Genomic DNA, 23,337 nt, shown 5'->3' on the forward strand with positions numbered 1-23,337 from the left:
TCAGCCGACAGAGCCTGATAAAGAAGTAAGCAACAAAAACGAATGACAGGGCATACGCTCTGTCATCCGTTGGTTTAGCGGGAAGGTTAAGAGAACCGTGCCGTTTTAATACATCAGTCGCGGTAGGAAGAGCACGATCGCAGGGAAGATAAGCACCAACAGTGCGCGTAGGGTACCCGCGACCCAGAACGGGGTGACACCGCGGAAGATCGTGCCTGTGGATACGTCCGGTAAGACGGCCCTAAGTACGAAGACGTTCATCCCAACGGGAGGTATTATCAGGCTAATCTCAATGACGATAACGACCAGAATGCCAAACCACACCAAGTCGTAACCCAGCCCCGCCACAACCGGGAAAAATACTGGTACGGTGAGCAGCAGCATCGACATACTTTCGAACACACAGCCCAGTACGACATAGATCGCGATAATCACCAGAATGACCACAAAAGGCGCAACATTCAGGCCATTCACCAGTGCTAGCAGGTCGCCAGGCAGCCCCGCACGGTTGATGAAGTTGGCGAAAATCAGCGCCGTTAGCACCACAGCAAACAGCATCGCGGTGGTGCGCACGGTGTCCATTAACACGTTCATTAACACTTGTGGGGTCAGCGCCCGACGCATTAGCGCGATTAAGAAAGCGCCCATTGCACCGATACCAGCTGCTTCAGTAGGCGTAAACACCCCGAGGTAAATACCGCCAATCACGAGTACAAACAGTGCTAGCGTACTGCCGACGCTTTTTAGCGCCTTGATCCGTTCTGGCCATGGCACTTTCTCTGCCGCAGGGCCAGCGGCGGGGTCACGCCAAAGCACCCACTTGATGGCACCAATATAAAGAAAGATGCCAAGAATGCCGGGGATAAAGCCTGCGGCAAAAAGCTCGCGGATACTGGTTTCGGTCAGGATTCCATAAATCACCAGCATGACGCTGGGCGGTATCAAGATACCCAAGGTGCCACCCGCCGCGATGGAAGCGGCAGCCAGTGAATCCTTATAACCATATTTGCGCATTTGCGGCATTGCGACTCGGCCCATGGTGGCACACGTCGCTAAGCTCGATCCGCATATCGCGCTAAAACCACCGCAAGCGACGATTGTCGCCATTGCCTGGCCACCCTTGCGGTGACCTAGAAAACCATTTGAGGCTCGAAACAAGGCATCGGATAGGCCTGCATGAGAAACAAAGTTACCCATTAGAATGAACAATGGAATGACGGACAGGCCATAATCCATGGCGGTGTCTACTACTCGGCGCGCCGCCATTGCTTCGGCAGCATTCCAGTTACCCGTTAATAGATAGAACCCAGCGAAACCAACGATTCCCATCGCGAACGCCAGTGGCACACGCAGGAATACGAGTATCAACAATACTGCGAAACCGTACAACGCTTCAGTCATGGGGCTCTCCTATACTCAATGGGCCACCTTTTTCGATTACCTTAAGCCCCTCAAGCAGATAGAAACCGGCTCGGATGAGAGTCAGTAGCGCTGAAAGCGCGAGCATGATGGCGATCAGTCCGACCAGATAGCCATAGGGAATACGCAGAAACTCCGTCACATCTCCCCATGAAAAAGCCCGCTCTGCCAGCGCCCATACACGCTGCGCCATCACCCAAAGAGCCGCCGTTACGATCAGGTTGACGATCACTTCACGCAGCCAGATAAGTTTTGCAGGAAACACCGCATCGAGCAGATCAACGCTGACATGCTCTTGACGCCAACAAACGACTGGCAGCGACAGGAATACCAATGCCGCCAACATCAGCTGAGTTAATTCAATAGCACCTAGAATGGGGGAATTAAAAAAGTAGCGGCCGCCTACGTCAGCAGTGGTCAACAGCATCATGCCAAAGAGGGTAGCGCCAGCCACCCCCTCTAACATCAACTGCAGCACCCGACTAACGCGCGTAGCACGTGCCATTTGGGTTTGCATGGTCACTCTCCATCTAGCGCCAGTGGGGGTTACTGTGTGTCGTCTGGTACTGATTCGCCAGACACTAATTCATCTGGTACTAGGCTACTGACGCTCTCTTCTTCCGCTGCAGCGATAAGCTGCTCGCGATAGAACTCGATAGCGGCCATCGCATCAACGTTGCGGTTTTCTGAAACAGATTCAGCCCACTCGGCAATCATGCTGTCACTCATGCTTTTCAGCGTATTGAGATCTTCGTCACCGAGTTCGGTAAAGGTATGACCAAGCTCTTCGGCAAAGTCGACGCCTCGGACATCCACAACATCCATCATGTAACCAAACAAACGAGACAGGCGCTCACCAGAGACAGATTCAACAGCTTCACGATCTTCGGGCGACATTTCATCCCAGATCATCGGGTTGACGACGATGGTGAAGCTACCGCGGTAGAAACCGCCGTCTACCGTGAGGGTATAGGGGAAAATCTCGGCGACACGGAAGCTGCGCAGACCTTCTGGAACAAGCATGGCCCCATCGATGACGCCCTGAGAACCCGCTTCATAAACGCCTGTGGGCGGCAAGGCGACACCGGTCAGCTCCAGGGCATTGGAGAGATCCCCCATCACGCCACCGCCAACGCGAATACGCTTACCTTTAAGGTCTTCTAAGGTTTCATACTTTTCACTGCTGAAGATCCAGCCAGGCCCGTGGACACCAGCAGCCACAACATCTACGCCACGATGTTCACCCGCGGCTGCCAGGTACTCTTGGTGTGTGTGCCAATAGGCACTTGAGGCATTTTCTGATGAGAACTCTTGAAAGGTGGGAAACTCCGGCAATTTGGTTAACTGGAAGCGACCAGTGTTATAGCCGTGAAAAACCCAGGTAGCATCAGCGATACCATCAGCGACCATTTCCATTTGTGACGCCGGGGGTCCCATATCATGTATCACGTCGACTGTTACGCGGCCTTCTGTGGCTTCTTCAATCCACGCTTTCCAGGTTGGCCAGACGATGGTGTTAATGCCGTGATTGGGGCCTGCCCAGGTACTCACGGTGATGGTCGTTTGCGCTAAGGCGGTGGTGCTCAGCGTTGCGGCGGCGATAGCGCCAATCATCAGGTTTGTTGTTTTATTCACTTTTCTTTCCTCTGGTCGTCACGAAGTCGAAGCGCAAAACATGATACTTTATTTTTATCTTTTTAAAATCTAGCGAATCACGTTATTTATCACAATGCCTAAAGATACCTGGGCCATGCAACAACCCATCGACCAATAGATGCTAATACTTAAGTATGAATCTCCAAATAGGGTTTAATTTACAAATATTTATATGGAAAAAGCCACCTCTCCGAGTCACTATCAATGGCTCTTGGGGAATAATTTAGAATCCAGCTTTTGTTACACAAATCACATTTTCTTTGATATCAATGACACACCAGTGACGACGTAGGGATATCGACATAGAGGTACCTTCTGCCATCTTGGCTTGTCTGTAGGATGTCTCGCTGTTAACCAATTCTCTCCAACTGCCGTTCAAGCTTGCGCATGGTATTGAGCAAATCACGATATTCACCAACGCTGAGGGTAGACACTAGGTCGGCTTCCCACGCCTGAGCTTCGGGCACTAGTTTATTAAGTAGCGCTTGCCCTACCTCTGTCAGATGTAAATCATGCAGTCGCTGATCTTGCTGGGATGGCGTGCGACTTATCAGCCCACGCTCTTCCAGCGACTGAATAGCCCGAGACACGCGCGCCTTATCCATATTGGTGTAGGCACACACCTTCTTAGCGGTTAAGTCATCACAGTGGCTTAACCACGCAAGCACGCGCCACTGGGCGATGTTGAGATCATAAGACTCGGCATATAGCTTCTCTAACGCCTGGCTGATGCGGTCAGCTAAACGGTTAAGCTGATAGGGTAAAAACTGGTTGAGATCTAGCTCTGCCCTGGCTGAAGACTCCAGAGGAGCATCGCTTGCTGCTTTATCCATCGTCATTGTGTTTCTCCTAGAGCCACCGTTTGTCAGGGGTGGTGATGATAAAAATCAGCACCATAGCTGGGAATATAGACACCAGCAACGCGCCCATCATACTGACCACCTTGAGGAAGAGAGTCCTCTTGGCTCCATCCAATAACGCTATTTCAAATAAAACGACTCACCGTTTACTGGCCTTTATCAAACAAAAATGTCATCAGCGTTAGGTTGCCAATGCTCAGGGCAAGCCCTGTCAGCATTAGCCAGAACAGTGCCGACAGATACTCTCTTATGCAACTAATTTGCTGATTTTAATTATTATACTTAGGTATTAGTTTGCAATAATCATCTGATTCACTGGGATTTATTGTCGATTTCATGCACAAGAACGGCTGGCTCGCCTATAGAGCGCTGGACATTTAGTTTCATTAGAAACTATCCTCATGACATACAACAACCCAATAAACAGCTGAACCACCCTGTTAGCACCGGAGATACCATGAGTAAGAAATTCGCGTCCCATGCCGATACCGAAGAGAAACAGATCAGTTTCACTAAGCTGGCAGAGGGGCTCTATGCTTACACGGCTGAAGGTGACCCCAATACGGGCATAGTGATTGGCGATGACAGCGTAATGGTCATCGACACCCAGGCAACGCCGATCATGGCCCAGGACGTTATCCGCCGTATCCGCGAGGTGACTGACCTACCGATTAAGCATGTGGTCATGACCCATTACCATGCCGTGCGTGTTCTCGGCGCATCCGCATACGATGCCGAGAATATCTACGCGAGCCAGAGCACCTATGACCTGATTGTTGAGCGTGGTCAGCAAGATTATGAATCCGAGGTTGGCCGCTTCCCGCGTCTGTTCAAAGGAGTCGATTCTGTGCCTGGCCTGACTTGGCCAACCATCGTCTTCCAGGAAAAGCTGACGGTGTTTATGGGTGAGCGTGAGGTGCAGATCATTCACCTTGGCCGCGGACACACCAAGGGCGACACCGTTGTCTGGTTACCGAAAGAAAAAATCATGTTTTCCGGTGACCTCGTTGAGTATGGCGCCACCCCTTATACCGGTGATGCTTACCACGAGGACTGGCCTACAACGCTTGATCGCCTACAGGCCATGCAGCCTCAGAAGCTGGTGCCCGGCCGCGGCGATGCGCTGCAAAATGCCGAGCAGTGCCAGGAAGCCATTCAAGGCACCCGCGACTTCTTGAATGATATGTATGGCAGCGTCAAAGCAGGCAAGGCGGCGGGTAAATCACTCTCCGAGTGCTACGCCGAGACCTATGCGGTTCTTAAGCCGAAATATGGCCACTGGGTCATCTTCGATCACTGCGTGCCTTTCGATATCACTCGCTGCTACGACGAAGCAGGCGGCGAATACCCAGATCCACGTATCTGGACGGCAGAGCGCGATACCGCTATGTGGCACTCCCTGCAGGACGCCGTCGAGAATCAGTAAGTGCTAACCAGAGACACCCACTGATCATGCCCAGCTGTCGGGTGTCATTCACCCGACGCTGCAGGGGAGCAATAGATGCCAACAACCTATAAAAATCCTGTCTATCCTTACCGACGCCCGCCTGAGCTTGATGTTCAAGATGTTAGCCATTATCCGGTGGTGATTGTCGGTGCCGGACCTAGCGGCCTCGCCGCCGCTATCGATTTGGCTCAGCAAGGCATTCATTCGATTGTCCTGGACGACAACAACACCGTTAGCGTGGGGTCGCGGGCATTGTGCTTTGCCAAGCGTTCACTGGAAATTATTGACCGTTTAGGCTGCGTCGAGCCAATGCTTGAAAAGGGCGTCACTTGGCAACATGGCCGCGTTTTCTTTCAGGACCGCGAGGTCTACGACTTCAACCTGCTGCCAGAAGATGGCCACCGCATTCCCGCTTTTATTAACTTGCAGCAGTATTACTTTGAAGAGTTTCTGGTCAATCGCGCTCACGACTTTGCTGAGCAAATTGATCTGCGCTGGAAGCATAAGGTCATTGATGTTGATGCTCAGCCTGACAGCACCGCCATCAAGGTGTCGACTCAGGATGGTGACTACTCACTGACCTGTGACTATTTGCTTGTTTCGGATGGTGCCAACAGCCGCATCCGCGACATGCTAGGCCTTGACTGCAAAGGCCAGGTATTTCAAGACCGCTTCCTGATTGCGGATGTGGTGATGAAGGCTGATTTCCCGACAGAGCGCTGGTTTTGGTTTGATCCGCCCTTCCATCCTAATCAATCGGTGCTGCTGCACAAAGAACCCGACAATGTGTGGCGTATCGACTTCCAGCTAGGCTGGGACGCTGACCCGGAAGAAGAAAAGAAAGAAGAGAACATTCGCCCGCGCGTGCAGGCGATGCTTGGCCCGGACGTGGAGTTTGAGCTTGAGTGGGCCAGTGTCTACACCTTCCGCTGCCGCAAGATGGATAACTTCATTCATCACAGCGTGATATTTATGGGCGACGCAGCTCATCAGGTATCCCCCTTTGGCGCCAGAGGTGCCAACGGCGCCCTGCAGGGTGTGGAGAATTTAGCCTGGAAACTGGCGCGAGTTCTCAAAGCGCAGGCGCCGAAAACTCTCTTATCCACGTATAACACCGAGCGCCAGCACGGTGCGACAGAAAACCTGCTTAACTCTACCCGCGCCACTGACTTTATTACCCCGAAGAGCCATATCAGCCAGGTATTCCGCGATGTGACGCTGGAGCTGGCGGAGAAACATGCCTTCGCACGTAGTCTAGTTAACAGCGGCCGTCTTTCCATGCCGTGTCGCTACGATAGCTCACCGCTTAATACGCCCGATGTTGATGGTGGCCCAAGCGAACTGCGCCCTGGTAGCTCGGCTAAGGACGCCCCCATTCGCCTGGGCGAGCAGAACGCTTGGCTACTCAATCAGTTGGGTAATGGTTTTGTACTGCTACTCGATGGCCGTATTGATGACGGTCACGCCACTGCGCCGTTAAGAGAGCTGAGCGAGCTGTTAGATCGCCACACTGACTTACGCCTTGTGGTGGTTGGCCCAGCTCCGGATGAGTTTGGCGCTCTACCGCGCACCACCGTGATAGACGATACCGAAGGGCTAGTGACACAACGCTACGGCCTGAAAGCGGGTGGCGGATACCTTATCCGTCCTGATCAGCACGTTACTGCTCGCTGGCACACCGTCACTGCCCACCAGGTTGAAGACGCATTAGACCGCGCGCTGGGCGTTTATCTTGCGGGTACCGCTGACACGACCTTTCAGGAGCGTTGCCATGCCAAGGCTTGAATTAAATCCCAACTTTACTGACCCGGATGCTTTTTACGCGGCACTCACCGCGCTACATCGCGACCGCAGCGAGGCAGAGAGCGAGCGCATCAATGCGCGCCTGATCCTGTTACTGGCTAATCATATCGGCGACCAAACCGTGCTCGAAGCAGCCATTTCCCATGCGGTTGGTGATGGCGATTAATCGCCGCGTCTTAGATCTCTAAAAGATAGATTTATTTAAGTAACATCCAAACACAGCAGGTCTTAACAATGACTGAACAATTGCAATATCAGAACGGTTTCCATAATCACTTTTCAAGCGAAGCGCTGCCGGGTGCACTGCCAATTGGGCAAAACTCACCGCAAAAGTGTGCTTACGGCTTATATGCTGAACAACTCACTGGTTCCGCCTTCACTGCGCCTCGGCATCAAAACTTTCGTAGCTGGCTTTATCGCATTCGCCCTTCAGTTGTTCAGAGCGCGTATCAGCCACTGGAAAATAACAACGTACACACGGCCCCGTTAGAGAAGCCCGCCGCGGACCCCAACCAAATGCGCTGGGACCCGGTTGCGATACCGGATGCACCGACTGACTTTATCGATGGCCTGTTTACCATTGCAGTGAACGGGGATGCGGCCACCCAGGCCGGTGTGGGCGTGCATGTTTATACGTTCAATGAAGACATGACCGAACGTTTTTTCTACAACGCAGATGGCGAACTGCTCTTCGTTCCGCAGATGGGGGCTATTCGTCTACGCACCGAATTTGGTGAAATCGAGATTGATAACGGTGAGATTGCCGTTATTCCTCGCGGTGTGAAGTTCCAAGTGCGTAAAGCACAGGGTGTTGACGCTGCGCGGGGGTATATTTGTGAGAACTACGGCAGCCCTCTAGAACTACCCGGTCTCGGCCCCATCGGCGCCAACGGCTTAGCCAACCCGCGTGACTTCCAAAGCCCGGTGGCAGCCTATGAAGACCTGGAAGGTGATTACCGCTTAGTCGCTAAGTTCTCTGGTCGTTTTTGGGAAACAAAGCTCAACCATTCGCCGTTAGATGTGGTGGCGTGGCACGGCAACTGCGCGCCGTATAAATATAATCTCGCCAACTTCAACACCATCAATACGGTGAGCTTCGACCATCCGGATCCGTCAATCTTCACCGTATTAACGTCCCCCTCCGATACGCCGGGAATGGCCAATCTTGATTTTGTGATCTTCCCGCCGCGCTGGATGGTTGCCGAGAATACCTTCAGACCGCCCTGGTTCCATCGCAATCTGATGAGCGAGTTTATGGGGCTTATTCATGGCGAGTACGATGCGAAAGCGGAAGGCTTCACTCCAGGCGGTGCCAGCCTGCACAACTCAATGTCACCCCACGGCCCGGATGCTGAGACATTTGAGAAAGCTTCCAACGCGGAGCTTAAGCCCCACTTCATAGGCGATACATTGGCCTTCATGTTTGAAAGCCGCTACTTCTTCCACCCAACCCCTGCGGCTCTGGAGGCTAACTTCCGCCAACGTGACTATGTGGATGTTTGGTCAACGCTGCGTTCGCACTTCAACCCAAACCAGCCGTAAAACTTATCGCCCCCTGACGACAAGGATTGAATGCCCATGAAACTTGCAACACTTAACAAAGGCCGCGACGGCGAACTTATCATCGTCTCTCGCGACCTCGCCCGTGCCGTAAGCGCTGTTGATATTACTCCCACGCTTCAAGCGGCCCTTGAAAGCTGGGAAGCCGTTAGCCCTCAGCTTGAAGAACGCTATGCGCAGCTAAACAATGGCAATGCCGACGGTGCTTTTGAGCTTGATCAGCGTGCGCTGCACTCTCCGTTACCGCGTGCCTATCAGTGGGCCGACGGCTCTGCCTACCTAAACCATGTCCAACTGGTACGTCAGGCGCGTAATGCTGAGATGCCCGAAACCTTCTGGACCGATCCGCTTATGTACCAGGGCGGTAGCGACTGCTTCCTGGCGCCCACCGAAGATATTGAGGCGGTGAGTGAAGAGCATGGCATCGACTTTGAAGGTGAGATCGCGGTTATTACCGATGACGTGCCGATGGCCGTCACCCCCGAGGAAGCCGCCAAGCACATTAAGCTAGTAATGCTGGTTAACGATGTCAGCCTGCGCGGCCTCATTCCAGGCGAACTCGCTAAAGGCTTTGGCTTTTTCCAAGCCAAGCCCGCCTCTTCTTTCTCGCCCATCGCGGTGACCCCAGACGAACTGGGCGATGCTTGGCAAGAAGGCAAAGTGCACCTGCCGCTGACCGTGCACCTGAATGACGAGAAGTTTGGCGAGCCAGAAGCGGGTCCCGATATGATTTTCAGCTTCCCACAGCTGGTTGCCCATGCGGCCAAGACCCGCTACCTCGGCGCGGGCGCTGTGATTGGTTCAGGTACTGTTTCCAACCCAGACCCTGATGGCGGCCCTGGAAAGCCGGTGGCTGACGGCGGCGTCGGCTATAGCTGTTTAGCCGAAGTACGCATGGTCGAGCAGATACTGTACGGCCAGGTGAAAACTCCCTTTATGCGCTTTGGCGACCGGGTGCGCATCGAGATGTTTGACCGCGATGGCAACAACCTCTTTGGTACCATCGATCAGCAAGTCGTGAAGTACCAGCCCAAATAAAGCCAACACAAGGAAGGCAACATGACGACGCTATACGGCTATTTCCGCTCGTCGGCTGCTTACCGGGTGCGGATCGCCTTAAACCTGAAAGGCCTGGGCTACGATCAGGTTCCGATCAACTTGGTGAAAGGCGAGCAGCGGGGTGGCGACCATCTGGCGCGCAACCCTCAGGGGATGGTGCCTAGCCTGATACTTGACGATAGCACCGTGGTTAACCAGTCGCTGGCGATCTGTGAGTATCTCGATGAGGTACACCCCGAGCCTGCGCTGCTACCGGCTGATGCGTTAGCGCGCGCAAGAGTTCGTGCGCTTGCCCAGTCGGTGGCTTGCGAGATTCATCCGCTCAATAACCTGCGGGTGCTCAAGTATCTCGTCGGTGAGTTGGGGGTGGATGAGGCGGCCAAGTTAGCCTGGTATCGCCATTGGATTACCGAGGGCTTCTCAGCTCTGGAAGCGACGCTCTCTACTGACCCCAGCAGCGGCGACTTTTGCCATGGCGACACCCCAACGCTTGCGGATATCTGCCTGATTCCCCAGGTGTATAACGCAGAGCGCTTCGAGTGCGATTTGTCAGCCTACCCGACGATCCAGCGCATCGCTGCCAATTGTCGTGCGCTGCCAGCCTTCGAAAAAGCCGCACCCGAGGCACAGCCTGACGCCAACTAAGCTGAAGCCAAGCCAAATAAAGCGATACGATTAAGTTATACTAAGCAGGCTAACATAAGCGGGCGTCTTTCCACTCGGGAAGGCGCCCGTCGCGTGTCCGAAGGGGCATCACATCCAACCAAAAGGAGTTAAGGGGTGCTAAAGCTGCCCTCTACCGCCACCGTCGTGGCACTGGCCGCGGTGACTGCACTTGGCCCACTGGCCACAGATATGTACTTGCCAGCCATGCCCGCGATGGCTGAAGCGCTGACTACTGGCCCAGACCGAATACAGCTGACCCTTAGCCTCTATATGGCTGGATTCGCGCTGGCCCAACTATTGTGCGGGCCAATCTCTGATCGCTTTGGCCGCCGCCCGGTGATGATCGCAGGGTTATCGCTGTTTCTCGCGGCGAGCCTACTGTGTGCCTGGGCGCCTAGCGTCGAGTGGTTGCTGGTAGGTCGCTTTCTACAGGCCTTCGGCGGTGCTGCTGGACCGGTATTAGCACGGGCATCGGTGCGTGATATTCATGGTCCGATCGAGGCTGGGCGCATTCTCTCCTATATGGCAAGCACGATGGCCCTCGCCCCTGCTCTGGCCCCTGTGGTGGGCGCGGGGTTACTGCTGTTTTTTGGCTGGGAATCGGTGTTCGTATTGCTGGCGCTCTACGCGGCAGTGATGCTGGCGGTACTGATATTTATGCTGCCCGAGCCGTTGGCGAAGGAGCGACGGCAATCGATTCACCCGAAAACAGTACTGGCTAATTTCCGCTTACTACTGACTCAGCGTGCCTTTATCGGCTACACCTTGGTGAATGCGGCCGCGTTCTCCGGGCTATTCGCGTACCTTTCTGGCTCATCTTTTGTACTCATCGAGTACCTGGGCGTCGCACCTACGTTGTATGGCGTGCTGTTCACACTGATTGTCGCGGGCTTCTTCTTCGGCACTCTGGTCAGCGGTCGCTACAGCCACCGCCTAGGTCGTGATCGCCTCGTTACCCTGGGCAGCGTAATCTGCGCAACTGGGGGCGTCGTCATGGCGGGCTTGGCCACCGTTGGCGTTCATCACCCGTGGGCGGTGGTGGGGCCGCATATGGTGTTCATGCTGGGGGTCGGCATTTTGATGCCACAAACAATGGCCGGGGCACTGGCGCCCAACCCTCAATGTGCGGGCGCAGCGTCTTCTTTGTTTGGTTTCCTGCAAATGACGATTGCCGCTGTGGTAGGTGGGTTAGTCGGGCAATTCCACGACGGCAGCTCGCGCACCATGGCCTTAACGATTGGGCTGATGGGGCTACTCGCCTTGCTAAGCCACTGGCTGCTGGTACGCCGCCGAAAAGAGGCATAGTTGAATCAACTGTATCGCTACCTAGCAAAAGGCCACGCATTGCGTGGCCTTTTTTACCTATATTGAGTTGCCTTAAGCGGCTTCGACAGCGATGGTCTTCGAGCGACCTTCACGTAGCTCCTTCAGCAACGTCTCACGCCGCTCGTTGGCTTTCTCAGCGGCAGCTTCGCGGACGGGTCCAAAACCACGAATTTCTTCTGGCAACTTAGCAAGCGTTAAGGCCGTGGCGTGATTCGTGCCATCAAGACGGGCCACTAACTCATCAATCAACTGCTCATAGTCAGCCAATAAAGCGCGGTCGAGTTTACGATCAGCGCTGAAGCGGAAAGGGTCAAGCGCGGTGTTGCGCAAACCGCGCAGCTTGGCCAACGTGCCCATTGCCTTCAGCACCCAAGGGCCGAAGCGGCGCTTCACCGGACGCCCTTGCGCATCTTTACGGCCACCCAGCAGTGGCGGTGCCAAATGGAAGGTTAGCTGGTAATCACCCGAGAACGTGGCTTTGACCTCATCCAGAAAATCGCTCTGGGTGTAAAGGCGCGCCACTTCATACTCATCTTTATACGCCATCAAGCGATAGAGCTGATGGGCGACGGCTTCACTCAACGATTGGCCACCGTTTAGCGCTGCTTCGGCCTCACGCACTTTCGTTACTTGAGTAACGTAACGCTCAGCCCAGGCACGGTTCTGATAGCGCTCCAGGTGGCGACTGTTACGCGCCACTACATCGTCCAGTGTGGCATTCGCGGATAGGGGAAGCGTGTCCAGATGCTGCTGAAGATAGTCGGGTTCCACCGCAGCCAAGCGACCCCAGGCAAATGCCTGACGGTTCTTCTCCACAGCGACGCCGTTAAGCTCCAGAGCACGCTGCAGCGCAGGTTCAGAAAGCGGCACCAGCCCCTGCTGCCAGGCAAACCCGAGCATCATCATATTGGAAAACACCGTATCGCCCAGCAGCTGTTCGGCTAGGCGATTGGCATCCAGGGAAGCAAAGCGTTCCTCGCCAACCGCTTCACACAGCATGTTAAGGCGCTTACTGGGCTGCATATCCGCATCGCGATAAAGGACATAATCCGCCGTGGCTAGCTCCGCCAGATTCGCCACGATACGCGTGGTCGGCTGCAGCACATTTAGCGCTTTCTGCGAACTCGCCACGACCATATCGCAAGCGATCATCGCATCGGCCTGGCCAGCTTCGATACGTACCTGATTCAGCTCACTGGGCTGTGATGCCAGACGCACATAGCTAAGGACTGCCCCGCCTTTTTGCGCAAACCCCATAAAGTCGAGCACGCTGCTGCCCTTACCTTCCAGGTGTGCGGCCATGGTAATCAGTTGCCCAACGGTCACCACGCCCGTGCCACCAACGCCTCCCACCAGCAAGTCATAAGGGGCCGTTAAAGTGGCAATCGCAGGGGTTGGCAAATGCGCTATGCGTTGCCAAAAGGCATTATCTGCGGTGACGCCCTGGCCTTTACGCAGCCCGCCACCTTCAACCGTAACAAAACTGGGGCAAAAGCCACTGACGCAGGACATATCCTTATTGCAGGACGACTGATCGATTTTGCGCTTGCGGCCTAGTTCGGTCTCGCGAGGCACCACCGATAAACAGTTGGACTGTACAGAACAATCACCACAACCTTCGCAAACATGATGGTTAATGAACACCCGGCGGGCGGGGTCTTCCATCAAACCACGCTTGCGCCGACGGCGCTTTTCAGCCGCGCATGCTTGGTCATAAATCAACACGGTGCAGCCAGGAATTTCGCGCAGTTCACGTTGCAGCGTATCCATCTCTTCACGCCCGTGGAAGGTTACCTGCTTAGGAAACTCCTTTTCATGCCCGCGGTATTTTTCGGGCTCATCACTGACCACCACTACCCGACGAACACCTTCATCCAGCGACTGCCGGGCGATCATCGGCACGTTAATTTGCCCATCCACGGGTTGACCGCCCGTCATGGCAACCGCATCGTTGAACAGGATTTTATAGGTAATATTGACGTTGGCAGCCACTGCCTGACGCACCGCCATCGAGCCCGAGTGAAACCAGGTGCCTTCGCCTAAGTTCTGGAAAATATGCCCATTGCCGGTAAAGCGGCTCTTGCCCACCCAGTTAACGCCTTCGCCGCCCATCTGAATTAACGATTCGGTGTTGCGGCCCATCCACGACGCCATAAAATGACAGCCGATGCCCGCTAAGGCTTTACTGCCCTCTGGCACATTGGTCGAGCTATTGTGTGGGCAACCGGAGCAGAAATACGGCATGCGGCGCACACCACCAAGCTCCTTAACACCGGCTTGGCAAGCATCAACGGTTGCCAGCTTGTCGCTAAAATCAATGTCGAAAAAGCGCGCTAAACGCTCGGCGACAAAGCCTGCTAAGAGGCGCGGGCCCAGCTCTCCAACAAAGGGAATCAGCGGTTTGCCAGTTTCATCCTGCTTGCCGGTCACGATGACCTCGCCAGGATGGTCGGGTTCGGACATGTACTCTTTAAGCTGACTTTCAATAATGCCGCGCTTCTCTTCAATGACCAGCACTTCGCGCTTGCCATGAATAAACTCAAGAATGCCGGGGCGATGGAGCGGCCACACCATCCCGACTTTGTATATTTCCACCCCCAATTCACGCAGCTTCGCCTCATCCAGCCCCAACAAACGCAGCGCCTCAAGTAAATCCAGGTGGCCCTTGCCTGTGGTAACCAGCCCAAACGTCGCCTGTTCTTGGCGAAATAAATACTGATCAATCGGGTTAGCGGTGGCAAACGCCTGAACGGCGGCCAGCTTGTGCTCAAGGCGAGTCTCAAGCTGCGGCCCCGGTAGGTCCGGCCAGCGATAGTGCAGCCCGCCTTCCGGCATTTCGAAATCCGGCGTGACATATTCCGGCAAGGGCGGCACGTCCACCGATGCGCCACTCTCTACTGTTTCGGAAACGGCTTTGAACCCCACCCAGCAACCCGAGAAGCGTGAAAGTGCATAGCCCCATAACCCAAAGCGTTCATATTCCGCCAATGACGCAGGGCTTACGACCGGCATAAACCAGGCCATAAAGGCGACATCCGACTGATGCGGCATCGACGATGACACACACCCATGGTCATCGCCCGCGACCACCAACACACCACCCGTTGGTGAGCTACCGTAGGCATTACCGTGCTTTAACGCATCGCCCGCACGGTCAACGCCTGGCCCTTTGCCGTACCACATGCCGAAGACACCTTCGACTTGCCGCTCAGGATCTGTCTCTACCTGTTGGCAACCAAGCATCATGGTAGCGGCCAGGTCTTCGTTGATCGCAGGGACAAAATCGATGTGATGCGCTTCCATAGCGGCTTTCGCCCGCCAAATTTCTTGGTCTACACCGCCTAAGGGCGAGCCACGATAACCACTGATAAGCCCTGCCGTTTGGCGGCCATTGTGGCGATCAAGCTCGGCTTGGCGTAAGGCGATGCGTACCAATGCCTGGGTGCCAGTAAGAAAAATACGGCCTTCGCCACGGCTATAGCGGACGGCCAGCTGATAATTATCGAGTGCGATCTCGAGAGGCTGGGTAATAGAACCCGCCTGCTCAGCAATTGAGGGGGTTGTCATGAGAGTTCACCAGTACGGTTGAAGAGTTATGGTTGTAATACCTCTGAGTCTAGCCAAGAGCGCACTAAAGGTGCTTGCTAATTAGCTCTCCAAACGTCTGGTTATTAATCATTACTTTCATTTTTTTAGCTTTGACGCAATGATATTCAACAAACCACAAATAAATGAAATGACACCATGAAAGAAGCAACCAAAGACATCACCTTAGACAGGCATGATCAGCGCATTCTTACCCTGCTTCAGCAACAGGGGCGTATTACCAACAATGAGCTCGCCGAACAGATCGGGCTCTCCCCCGCTGCCTGCTGGCGACGCGTAAAAGCCCTGGAGGAGAGTGGCGTTATCCGCCGCTTTGCAGCGTTGGTGGAACCCAGCCTAGTGGGCCAACCACTATCAGCACTGGTCATGGTGACGTTGGTTCGCCACCACATCGACAATACCGTCGAGTTCGAAAATCGCATTCTGCAATATCCAGAAGTGCTGCAGTGCTATGCCACCACCGGCAACGCCGATTTCGTACTGCGGGTGGTTATCGAAGACATGGCGGCTTATGACCGATTTCTGAATGAAAAACTCTTCACCTTGGACGGTATCTCACAGGTCAGCTCCAATTTCGTGCTGCGTAATATCAAAGAAGAGACCGCTATTCCGATTCGTTGAATCAGCCGATCGAGACCACCAAGACTTACTGCCCGTTAGAGCGAGCATCCAAAACTTCAAAAATTAAGACTTAAGTATCAACTCAATCAAGCTTAAATTAGTTGCTATTGAAACTATCTAAAGGCAAGGTAAGCAATGTGATTTACGCCACCTGAGAAGGCGCCACTTGCTCGGTGTTAGGCGTGACCAATAACAACACAGACGTTAATAACGTCGTTTTGGAGTTTCCACATGAAACAACCCGCTCGCTTACTCGTGGGTGCTATCGCGCTTTCCAGCATGGCGTTCAGCATGTCTTCATTTGCCCAGGCAACGATCACCGTTAGCACGTGGGGTGGGCCGAATCACGGGATTAATACCATTGTTTGGCCAACCTGGAAGGCGTGGATTGAAGAAGCCACGGATGACCGTGTCACGGTAGAAGTAGTGCATGACATGGGGCCTCCTCCTGCACAAATGGAGATCGTTGCTGATGGTATTGCAGACGCCAGCTGGATTTTTCACGCCCATATGGCGGGTCGTTTTCTAGCTACACAGTTACCTGAATTCCCCACCTTTGAGGAGTTCTCTTCAGAAGATGCTTCTGCTGCCTATTGGCATACCCACCAAGAGTATTTGCAGCAAGCCAATGAGCACCGTGGTGTTGATGTCGTCGCGATGGGCGTACACGGGCCAGGGCAAATATTTACCCGTGATCAAATAAGCTCAATTGATGAGCTTGCTGGCAAACGGCTGCGTGTGGGTGGCGGGGTGATGAGTGGTTTAGCCGAGGCAATGTCAGTGACCGGGGTTTCCATTCCTCCAACCGGCACCTACGAAGCGGCCTCTCAGGGTGTTGTCGACGGCGCGATGCTAACGCTTGAGAGCTTGCGCAGCTTCCGCGTGGCTGAAGTGGCTCCGCACACTCTTACCGTAGACGGCGGCTTCTATCGCGGCAGCTTTGCGATTGTTATGAACCCGATGTTCTGGGACCAAGTGTCGGACGAAGACCGCGCGGCGATTGAAAGCGTATCGGGTGAACGGCTGTCACGCTTGTTTGGCTACATGATGGATGTTTCCGACCAGCGCGGCGTTGAATTTGGTGAAGAAAATGGCGCAACCTTTACCCAAGCATCGGAACAAGACATTGATTACCTGAGGGGCGTTGCGAGCAACTTACAGGATGCCTGGAGTGAGTCGATAAAGAGTCGTGGTGTTGACGCGCCTGCCGCACTTGCCTTCTTTCATGAACAGTTAGTCAATGCGGCGACCGAAGAGCGTATCGAAGCGAGTGTTGTTAGTCACTGAGCCGCTAGATTAGGTGCTCTCGCCGCTGCCGTATAATAGGCGGTGAGAGCAGCACTCACATGCTGATGACGCCCTATAAGCAGCTACTTTTCTATCATCTTCCCCCACTTTCACCTCTACTCACCTTCTGTTTCACTTGAAACCAACTTGATCCGCGTCAAGATAGTTTATCTCTCGTCGGTTGATACTGATGTCATCATCAAGAACCGCCGAGGGAGATTGACCATGGATACTGCTCAGCACACCGATACCACCTCTTGGTGGGGACGCCTCACTGAGCGCTGCTATACAGCATCAACCGCGACGTTAGCCCGCAACATAAAGCAGCAAGCAGGGGCTAGCTATGATGCACTGATCAATGACCTGGAAAGACCGCTAGAACCACGCTTTGAGCAGGCAGTGGCAAGGCAGCTAGCAGCAGGCCACCCCGCTCATTTCAGCCCAGCCAAAACCTTAATGCCAGTTATGCTGCAGCGCTTTGGTCTTAAAGAGAATGAGCTTCGTAGAAATGTTCTGATAAATCATGCCGACTATCGTGCACTGTGTGACACCTGCAACGCTTGTGCAGCCGTTGGCGATTGTTGGAAAGCGATGCGGGCCAATGCCGAGCTTGATGAGTGCCGTCGCTTATGCCCTAACGCCAATGCCTTTGATGCCTTAGCGGCACAGTGAAGCGTGTTGATTAACATCCCAGCAACGTATCCCTCTATCGCAAAGCGCTCCCATCGACTATCGATGAGAGCGCTTTGATGACTCTTCTTAATGTCTTATTCGAATGAGTTGCTTCAGGAAGCCTGATGCCGCAGTCGTGGGCTAGCTAACTCTCCCACCACGGTAATAACCACCAGCAGGGCTAGCAACCACGGCCACTGAGTGCCTACTTGAAGGGTGGCAAGGCCAAGCGCATCGATGAAAATTAACACGATGCCTAACGGGCTGACGTAACGCACCATAAACAGCCACAGCGTGTGCTGGGTACGGGAGAGCCCTAGTTCTTCCCTGAATAGTTCAGTACGCAGCAGGAAGCCTGCCATCAGCGCCGTACCTAAACCGCCTAGCGGCATCATCCAGCGGGAGGTCAGGTAATCCAGCCAATCGAAGAAAGTACGGCCTGCCACCGTCCAATCCGCGCCCACATTGAACGACAGCATTGCCAAGGTGCTCACCAACCACAGCACGATGCCCACACCCCAGGATGCTTGCTTGCGCGTCAGCCCTTTGCTGGCAACGAGCCAAGCCACTGTCGCTTCGATCATTGAGATCGACGACGTAAGCGCGGCCATTGATAGCATCACGAAGAACAGCACACCAAACAAGGTACCAAACGGCATTGCTTGGAAGGCCAGCGGTAAGCTCATGAAAATCAACCCTGGCCCTTGGCCGGGATTCATTCCGTTAGCGAAAATAATCGGGAAAATAGCCAAGCCAGCCATCAGCGCGACAACGGTATCAGCAATGGCCACACTGAATGTCGTGCGTGCAATGGAGTGCCCTTCTGGCAGGTAAGAGCCGTAGGTAAGAATGGCACCAGACGCGAGCGACAAGGTAAAGAAGGCATGCCCCAGTGCTGCTAAGAGCCCTTCACTGCTTAACCCTTCGGCATTGAAAGAAAACAGAAAAGACCAAGCTTCGGCAAAGCCACCAGAAAAAGCACCGTAGCCGATCAGTATGCCCAGCATGATCACCATGCCTGGCATCATCCAACTGACACTCTTTTCAATACCTGCTTGTACGCCTTTGCCGACGATGAACATGGTCAGCACCGTCACTAGCGTGCTCCAGGCACCCAACGTGAAAGGATTGGCATTATTAGCGGCAAAAATTGCCGCCATATCATCAACACTATTACCGGCTAGCCCGCCGCTCAGCAGTTTCCATAGATAGGAAAATGACCAGCCAGCGACCACCACGTAGAACGACAGAATCATGAAACCACACAGCATGGCCATCCAGCCAAAGATCGACCAGAAACTGCCGCGCCCCGATTCATGCACCACTCGACGGATAGCATCAATCGGGCTGCCCCTGCCACGACGCCCGAAGCTGATTTCAGCCATCATGATAGGCACACCTACCGCCAATATGCAGGCCAAATAGACCAGCACAAAAGCGCCACCTCCGAACTCGCCAGTGATGTAAGGAAACTTCCAGATATTACCCAGGCCCACTGCCGAACCAGTGGCTGCTAGCACAAACCCCCAGCGGCCCAGCCACAGCGTTTTGGGGGGCGTATTTGTCGTTGTCATTGGGAAACCTTATAAATTTATATTGTTTTTTAGGCTATTTATTATGAGCAGCTAGAACAGCTACTTAAGAGCGATTAACTGCCTATAAAAGCCAACCAACTGCGGTCAATCAGTCATAAAGAGCAATCTATAAAGAGTCTATGGAGATAGCCATAGGGCAGGAATGGGCTTAAATCGCATTCGGCGAGGCGCCGCCCGTATAAGCGGCATGAAACTGTAAAGTAATCGTTACGCTCAGAAAAAAATGCCGAAGCGTGGTGTCCTGCTGTTGTATTTTTCTGACAAACTGTAAATAAATCGTGACAGTTAATTCACCTGCTATACGAACTTTTTTAAGATTTTGCTTAAGTAGTGTCTTGAATGCGGCTTCAAGTGCTGTCTCAAGTACGCTTTCAAGTGCCGTCTTGAGCACCAATACCGTAACGTTTGAGTTTATTGGCAATGGTTGTGTGGGAAACACCCAACCGCTTGCCTAACTGACGGCTGGAGGGATATTGCTGATACAGCGTACTTAAGATATTTCTTTCCACCTCGCCTAGCATGTCGCTCAAGCGTCCCTCTAACGGAATACCCGCTAGCTCAGAAGACGCTTCGCTGTGAGGAAGACGCAAATGCACCGGCTGAATGGCTTTCTCTTCACATAGCGACACCGCCTGGAACAACACATTTTCCAGCTGACGCACGTTGCCCGGCCAGTCGTAGCGGGTGATTTTTTCCAACGCAGCAGGTGAAAGTTCAGGCAAAGGGCAACCTATCTGGCGCGCCGCACGATCAAGCACATAGCTCGCCAACTCCTCGATGCCGTCCAAACATTCACGTAAGGGAGGGACCTGTAGCAACAGCACATTAAGCCGGTGATAAAGATCCAGCCGAAACAGCCCTTCACTACACAGCTGCGGCAGGTTCTGTTGAGTGGCACAGATCACCCGGACATCCAGGAAGGTTTCCTCGTCGCTACCCACACGCCGGAAGCCGCCATCCTGAAGAAAACGCAACAGTTTTGTCTGCAGCCGTGGGCTCATTTCACCGACTTCATCGAGAAACACGGTGCCGCCTTCGTTAAGCTCCAGAAGGCCAAGCTTTCCTTCTGGCCGGGCGCCTTCAAAAGCCCCCGGCGCGTAACCGAAAAGCTCTGTCTCGGCCATTGATTCTGGCAGCCCGGCACAATTGAGCACCACAAACGGCGCTTGCCCGCGATGGCTTGCCAAATGGCAGGCTCTGGCGACCAGTTCTTTCCCAGTCCCCGTTTCCCCTACAATCAGCAACGGGGCATCCAGTGGCGCCATGCGCCGCGCTTCATTGATCACGGCTGCCAATCGCGAACTCGACTGAAAGATAGCCTCAAAGCCACGCAGTTCCTGGCGCTGCACCTGATAAATCCGTGCCCCGAGGCGGTCGGCACGGTGCAATGTCACCACCGCCCCGGCTAATGAATCCACCTTGGTGTCTTCGGTGTGCAGTGGCGCAATATCGGCGAGATAGGTATCGCCTTTCAGCTTGATCCGCAGCCCATTGATACGTGAGTTGTTGCGGCGAATCACCTCGGGAAGGTCGACTTCGTCAAGGTAGCGATCCAGCGATAGCCCTGGTACTTCTTGAACGCGCACCCCCAATACCTGAACGGCGATACGGTTGGCCGCTACAATGCGACCCTGCATATCTATCGACATAACGGGGTCAGACAGCGAAGACAGCAATGCGTCCAACTCCAAATGACGACGCTCGCTGGGCATCAAGCTCGCGCGTTTGACGCCAAAAACACCTGGGATAGCTTCCAGTGCCGGTTTAAGCGTGCTCAATTGAGCATTAAGCAACTTCGGGACATGCAAATAGATGGTATTGCCCTGCTCGCCCCCAACTTCGCCCCGCGCGACATTTATGCGGTAGTCAGCAAACTGGGCCACTATATCGCGAAGAATACCGATACGATTCTGACAGTTAAATTTAAGACGCATAGAGCCCTCACGGCACAAAACTAACGTAGCTACTTAGGCTTTGTCTGAAAAGTCAGTAATTTCAGACATCGCTTAGCCACCACTCACCGGCAGCCCCTGCTCCTCTTTCATACTCCGCAGTATGATTTCAGAGCGAACCTGGGTGACATTAGGATGAGGTAATAAATGGTGATGAATAAAGTCTGAAAACTCAGTGAGGTCCTTGGCGATAACGTGCAGTACATAGTCCGCATCCCCCGACACAGAATAGGCCTCACGCACCATGGCGTGCTTCGTCAGTAACGTTACAAAATCATCATCCATGCTCTCACCATGCGCTTTGAGATTAACGCGGGTGATCGCACGCAAGCCAAACCCCAGGCTGGAGGCATCAAGCCTCGCCGAATACCCCTTAATCACCCCTTCGGCTTCTAGCCGCGCTTTACGCCGGGAGCACTGAGAGGGAGACAAGCTGACGCGCTCTCCCAGCTCTGAATTGGTGAGGGCTGAGTTCTTCTGCAATACTGATAAAATTGCAAGATCATATCGATCCAAAGAAATCCCGTGCATAGAACACTCCAGTTGCGCACAAGCTGTGCGCTATTTGGCGATATCTTAGGTTAGTTTGCAACCTAATTGCACCGCCTCTTCCCTATACTGAGCTTGTTCACTTACAAGACAATAATAGGAGAGACAGCGATGGGACCTTTTCCTCATGACGCGCCAAAAGTAACCATAAGCGATGCAAACCCAGCGGGCACCGATGGTTTTGAATTTGTTGAATTTGCCCATCCTGAGCCGGAAAAGTTAGACAGCCTGTTTCGGCAAATGGGCTTCGTCCCCGTTGCCAAGCACCGTGATAAGTCAATCACCGTTTATCGTCAGGGTGATATTAACTATCTGCTTAACAGCGAGCCTAACTCGCATGCATCAGCGTTTATTGAGGCGCACGGCCCCTGTGCACCGGCCATGGCTTGGCGCGTTGTTGATGCTCAGCACGCCCTAAAACGTGCCGTTGAGTTAGGGGCTGAAGAGTTCACTGGCAATAAGTCCATCGATGCGCCTGCAGTTGTTGGTATTGGCGGCTCGCTGCTTTACTTTATTGATACGTATGGCGAAAAAGGCAGCTGTTATTCAAATGAGTTTGAATGGTTAGATGAGGTAAACCCTAAGCCTAAAGGGTTTGGCTTTTACTATCTTGACCACCTCACTCATAACGTTATTCGCGGCAATATGGACACGTGGTATAAGTTTTATCACGACACCTTTAACTTCCGTGAAATACGCTACTTCGATATCACCGGTAAAGTCACCGGTCTTACTAGCCGCGCATTAACCTCTCCCGATGGCAAAATTCGTATCCCGATTAACGAGAGTGCCGACGATCACAGCCAAATTGAAGAGTACTTGCGCGAGTATAATGGCGAAGGTATTCAGCACATTGCCATTGCAACGAACGATATCTATACCGGCACTGACTTAATTGCTGATGCGGGGCTTGAGTTTATGCCTGGCCCACCGAACATCTATTATGAAAAATCGCTTGAGCGCGTAAAAGATCACCAAGAGCCCCTCGATAAACTCCGTAACCGTGGCATTTTGATTGATGGTGAAGGCGTTGTAGGCGGTGGCGAAACCAGAATTTTGCTACAGATTTTCTCAAAAACGGTGATTGGTCCGATCTTCTTCGAGTTTATCCAGCGTAAGGGCGATGATGGTTTTGGAGAGGGCAATTTTAAAGCACTGTTCGAATCCATCGAAGAAGATCAAATTAACCGCGGCGTATTGCAAAGCACTGCTGACTAAGTGCTTATTCAAAATTAATCGCGTGATCAGCTTCATAGCTA

Annotated in this window: 20 protein-coding genes; 11 read left to right on the forward strand and 9 right to left on the reverse strand. The window is 53.5% G+C overall.

The genetic code is table 11. The annotated features are described in order from the left end of the window. Positions 1 to 105 precede the first annotated feature (105 nt). The 4 genes from INT21_RS04970 to INT21_RS04985 all read right to left on the reverse strand — a co-directional run bounded on the left by INT21_RS04970 (position 106) and on the right by INT21_RS04985 (position 3,914). A complete protein-coding gene (locus INT21_RS04970) occupies positions 106 to 1,401 on the reverse strand; it encodes a TRAP transporter large permease (RefSeq protein ID WP_193068581.1) in 1,296 nt (431 codons plus the stop codon). Further along, positions 1,394 to 1,936 carry a TRAP transporter small permease gene (locus tag INT21_RS04975; RefSeq protein ID WP_193068582.1) on the reverse strand — a complete coding sequence of 181 codons (543 nt, stop codon included), beginning with the start codon at positions 1,934 to 1,936 and terminating at the stop codon, positions 1,394 to 1,396. The genes INT21_RS04970 and INT21_RS04975 overlap by 8 nt, the downstream gene beginning before the upstream one ends. Before the next feature lie 29 nt (positions 1,937 to 1,965). After that, positions 1,966 to 3,054 carry a TRAP transporter substrate-binding protein gene (locus INT21_RS04980; RefSeq protein WP_193068583.1) on the reverse strand — a complete coding sequence of 363 codons (1,089 nt, stop codon included), beginning with the start codon at positions 3,052 to 3,054 and terminating at the stop codon, positions 1,966 to 1,968. A 371-nt stretch (positions 3,055 to 3,425) separates the two neighbouring features. Beyond that, the gene (locus tag INT21_RS04985) at positions 3,426 to 3,914 is read right to left on the reverse strand and encodes a MarR family winged helix-turn-helix transcriptional regulator (RefSeq protein ID WP_089040452.1); all 489 of its coding nucleotides are present in this window, start codon (positions 3,912 to 3,914) and stop codon (positions 3,426 to 3,428) included. A 478-nt stretch (positions 3,915 to 4,392) separates the two neighbouring features. On the opposite strand from INT21_RS04985, the gene INT21_RS04990 reads away from it, so the two are divergent. From INT21_RS04990 to INT21_RS05020, 7 genes are all read left to right on the forward strand, one after another. After that, positions 4,393 to 5,361, forward strand: a complete 969-nt coding sequence (locus INT21_RS04990; protein WP_193068584.1) for an MBL fold metallo-hydrolase — start codon at positions 4,393 to 4,395, stop codon at positions 5,359 to 5,361. 75 nt (positions 5,362 to 5,436) lie between these two features. Beyond that, entirely contained in the window at positions 5,437 to 7,167 is a 1,731-nt protein-coding gene (locus INT21_RS04995) for an FAD-dependent oxidoreductase (RefSeq protein ID WP_193068585.1), read from the forward strand. Further along, on the forward strand, positions 7,154 to 7,351 hold the full coding sequence (locus INT21_RS05000) for a DUF2783 domain-containing protein (RefSeq protein WP_089040449.1): 198 nt from the start codon (positions 7,154 to 7,156) through the stop codon (positions 7,349 to 7,351). Before INT21_RS04995 ends, INT21_RS05000 begins: the two co-directional genes overlap by 14 nt. Positions 7,352 to 7,419: 68 nt before the next feature. After that, positions 7,420 to 8,727 carry a homogentisate 1,2-dioxygenase gene (gene hmgA / locus INT21_RS05005; RefSeq protein WP_193068586.1) on the forward strand — a complete coding sequence of 436 codons (1,308 nt, stop codon included), beginning with the start codon at positions 7,420 to 7,422 and terminating at the stop codon, positions 8,725 to 8,727. A gap of 36 nt (positions 8,728 to 8,763) precedes the next feature. Further along, positions 8,764 to 9,783 carry a fumarylacetoacetate hydrolase family protein gene (locus INT21_RS05010; RefSeq protein WP_193068587.1) on the forward strand — a complete coding sequence of 340 codons (1,020 nt, stop codon included), beginning with the start codon at positions 8,764 to 8,766 and terminating at the stop codon, positions 9,781 to 9,783. Between the two features lie 21 nt (positions 9,784 to 9,804). Next, complete coding sequence (maiA, locus tag INT21_RS05015; RefSeq protein ID WP_193068588.1) at positions 9,805 to 10,449, forward strand: maleylacetoacetate isomerase; 645 nt, start codon at positions 9,805 to 9,807, stop codon at positions 10,447 to 10,449. A gap of 135 nt (positions 10,450 to 10,584) precedes the next feature. Next, the gene (locus INT21_RS05020) at positions 10,585 to 11,775 is read left to right on the forward strand and encodes a multidrug effflux MFS transporter (protein ID WP_193068589.1); all 1,191 of its coding nucleotides are present in this window, start codon (positions 10,585 to 10,587) and stop codon (positions 11,773 to 11,775) included. Positions 11,776 to 11,847: 72 nt separating this feature from the next. On the opposite strand, the gene INT21_RS05025 is transcribed toward INT21_RS05020, so the two are convergent. Then, a complete protein-coding gene (locus tag INT21_RS05025; RefSeq protein ID WP_193068590.1) occupies positions 11,848 to 15,363 on the reverse strand; it encodes an indolepyruvate ferredoxin oxidoreductase family protein in 3,516 nt (1,171 codons plus the stop codon). Between the two features lie 177 nt (positions 15,364 to 15,540). On the opposite strand from INT21_RS05025, the gene INT21_RS05030 reads away from it, so the two are divergent. The 3 genes from INT21_RS05030 to INT21_RS05040 all read left to right on the forward strand — a co-directional run bounded on the left by INT21_RS05030 (position 15,541) and on the right by INT21_RS05040 (position 17,982). Continuing rightward, positions 15,541 to 16,023, forward strand: a complete 483-nt coding sequence (locus INT21_RS05030; RefSeq protein WP_193068591.1) for an Lrp/AsnC family transcriptional regulator — start codon at positions 15,541 to 15,543, stop codon at positions 16,021 to 16,023. Positions 16,024 to 16,254: 231 nt separating this feature from the next. Further along, entirely contained in the window at positions 16,255 to 17,310 is a 1,056-nt protein-coding gene (locus tag INT21_RS05035) for a TRAP transporter substrate-binding protein (RefSeq protein ID WP_193068592.1), read from the forward strand. Between the two features lie 225 nt (positions 17,311 to 17,535). Further along, positions 17,536 to 17,982 (forward strand): DUF6455 family protein, encoded by a 447-nt coding sequence (locus tag INT21_RS05040; RefSeq protein ID WP_193068593.1) that lies wholly within the window; start codon positions 17,536 to 17,538, stop codon positions 17,980 to 17,982. A 113-nt stretch (positions 17,983 to 18,095) separates the two neighbouring features. On the opposite strand, the gene INT21_RS05045 is transcribed toward INT21_RS05040, so the two are convergent. The 4 genes from INT21_RS05045 to INT21_RS05060 form a co-directional block, all read right to left on the reverse strand. After that, positions 18,096 to 19,556, reverse strand: coding sequence for a sodium-dependent transporter (locus tag INT21_RS05045; protein WP_193068594.1), 1,461 nt, complete (start codon positions 19,554 to 19,556; stop codon positions 18,096 to 18,098). Between the two features lie 169 nt (positions 19,557 to 19,725). Further along, on the reverse strand, positions 19,726 to 19,971 hold the full coding sequence (locus INT21_RS05050) for a hypothetical protein (protein WP_193085759.1): 246 nt from the start codon (positions 19,969 to 19,971) through the stop codon (positions 19,726 to 19,728). Beyond that, positions 19,949 to 21,511: a sigma-54-dependent transcriptional regulator gene (locus INT21_RS05055; protein ID WP_193068596.1), complete on the reverse strand. Its 1,563-nt coding sequence runs from the start codon at positions 21,509 to 21,511 to the stop codon at positions 19,949 to 19,951. Before INT21_RS05055 ends, INT21_RS05050 begins: the two co-directional genes overlap by 23 nt. 72 nt (positions 21,512 to 21,583) lie before the next feature. Further along, on the reverse strand, positions 21,584 to 22,060 hold the full coding sequence (locus INT21_RS05060) for an Lrp/AsnC family transcriptional regulator (RefSeq protein WP_193068597.1): 477 nt from the start codon (positions 22,058 to 22,060) through the stop codon (positions 21,584 to 21,586). Between the two features lie 129 nt (positions 22,061 to 22,189). Between INT21_RS05060 and hppD the strand changes: the two genes are divergently transcribed. Continuing rightward, positions 22,190 to 23,296: a 4-hydroxyphenylpyruvate dioxygenase gene (gene hppD / locus INT21_RS05065; RefSeq protein ID WP_193068598.1), complete on the forward strand. Its 1,107-nt coding sequence runs from the start codon at positions 22,190 to 22,192 to the stop codon at positions 23,294 to 23,296. The last annotated feature ends 41 nt before the right edge of the window (positions 23,297 to 23,337 follow it).

The organism is Halomonas sp. 3F2F (assembly GCF_014897805.1).
Taxonomy (GTDB): Bacteria; Pseudomonadota; Gammaproteobacteria; order Pseudomonadales; family Halomonadaceae; genus Vreelandella.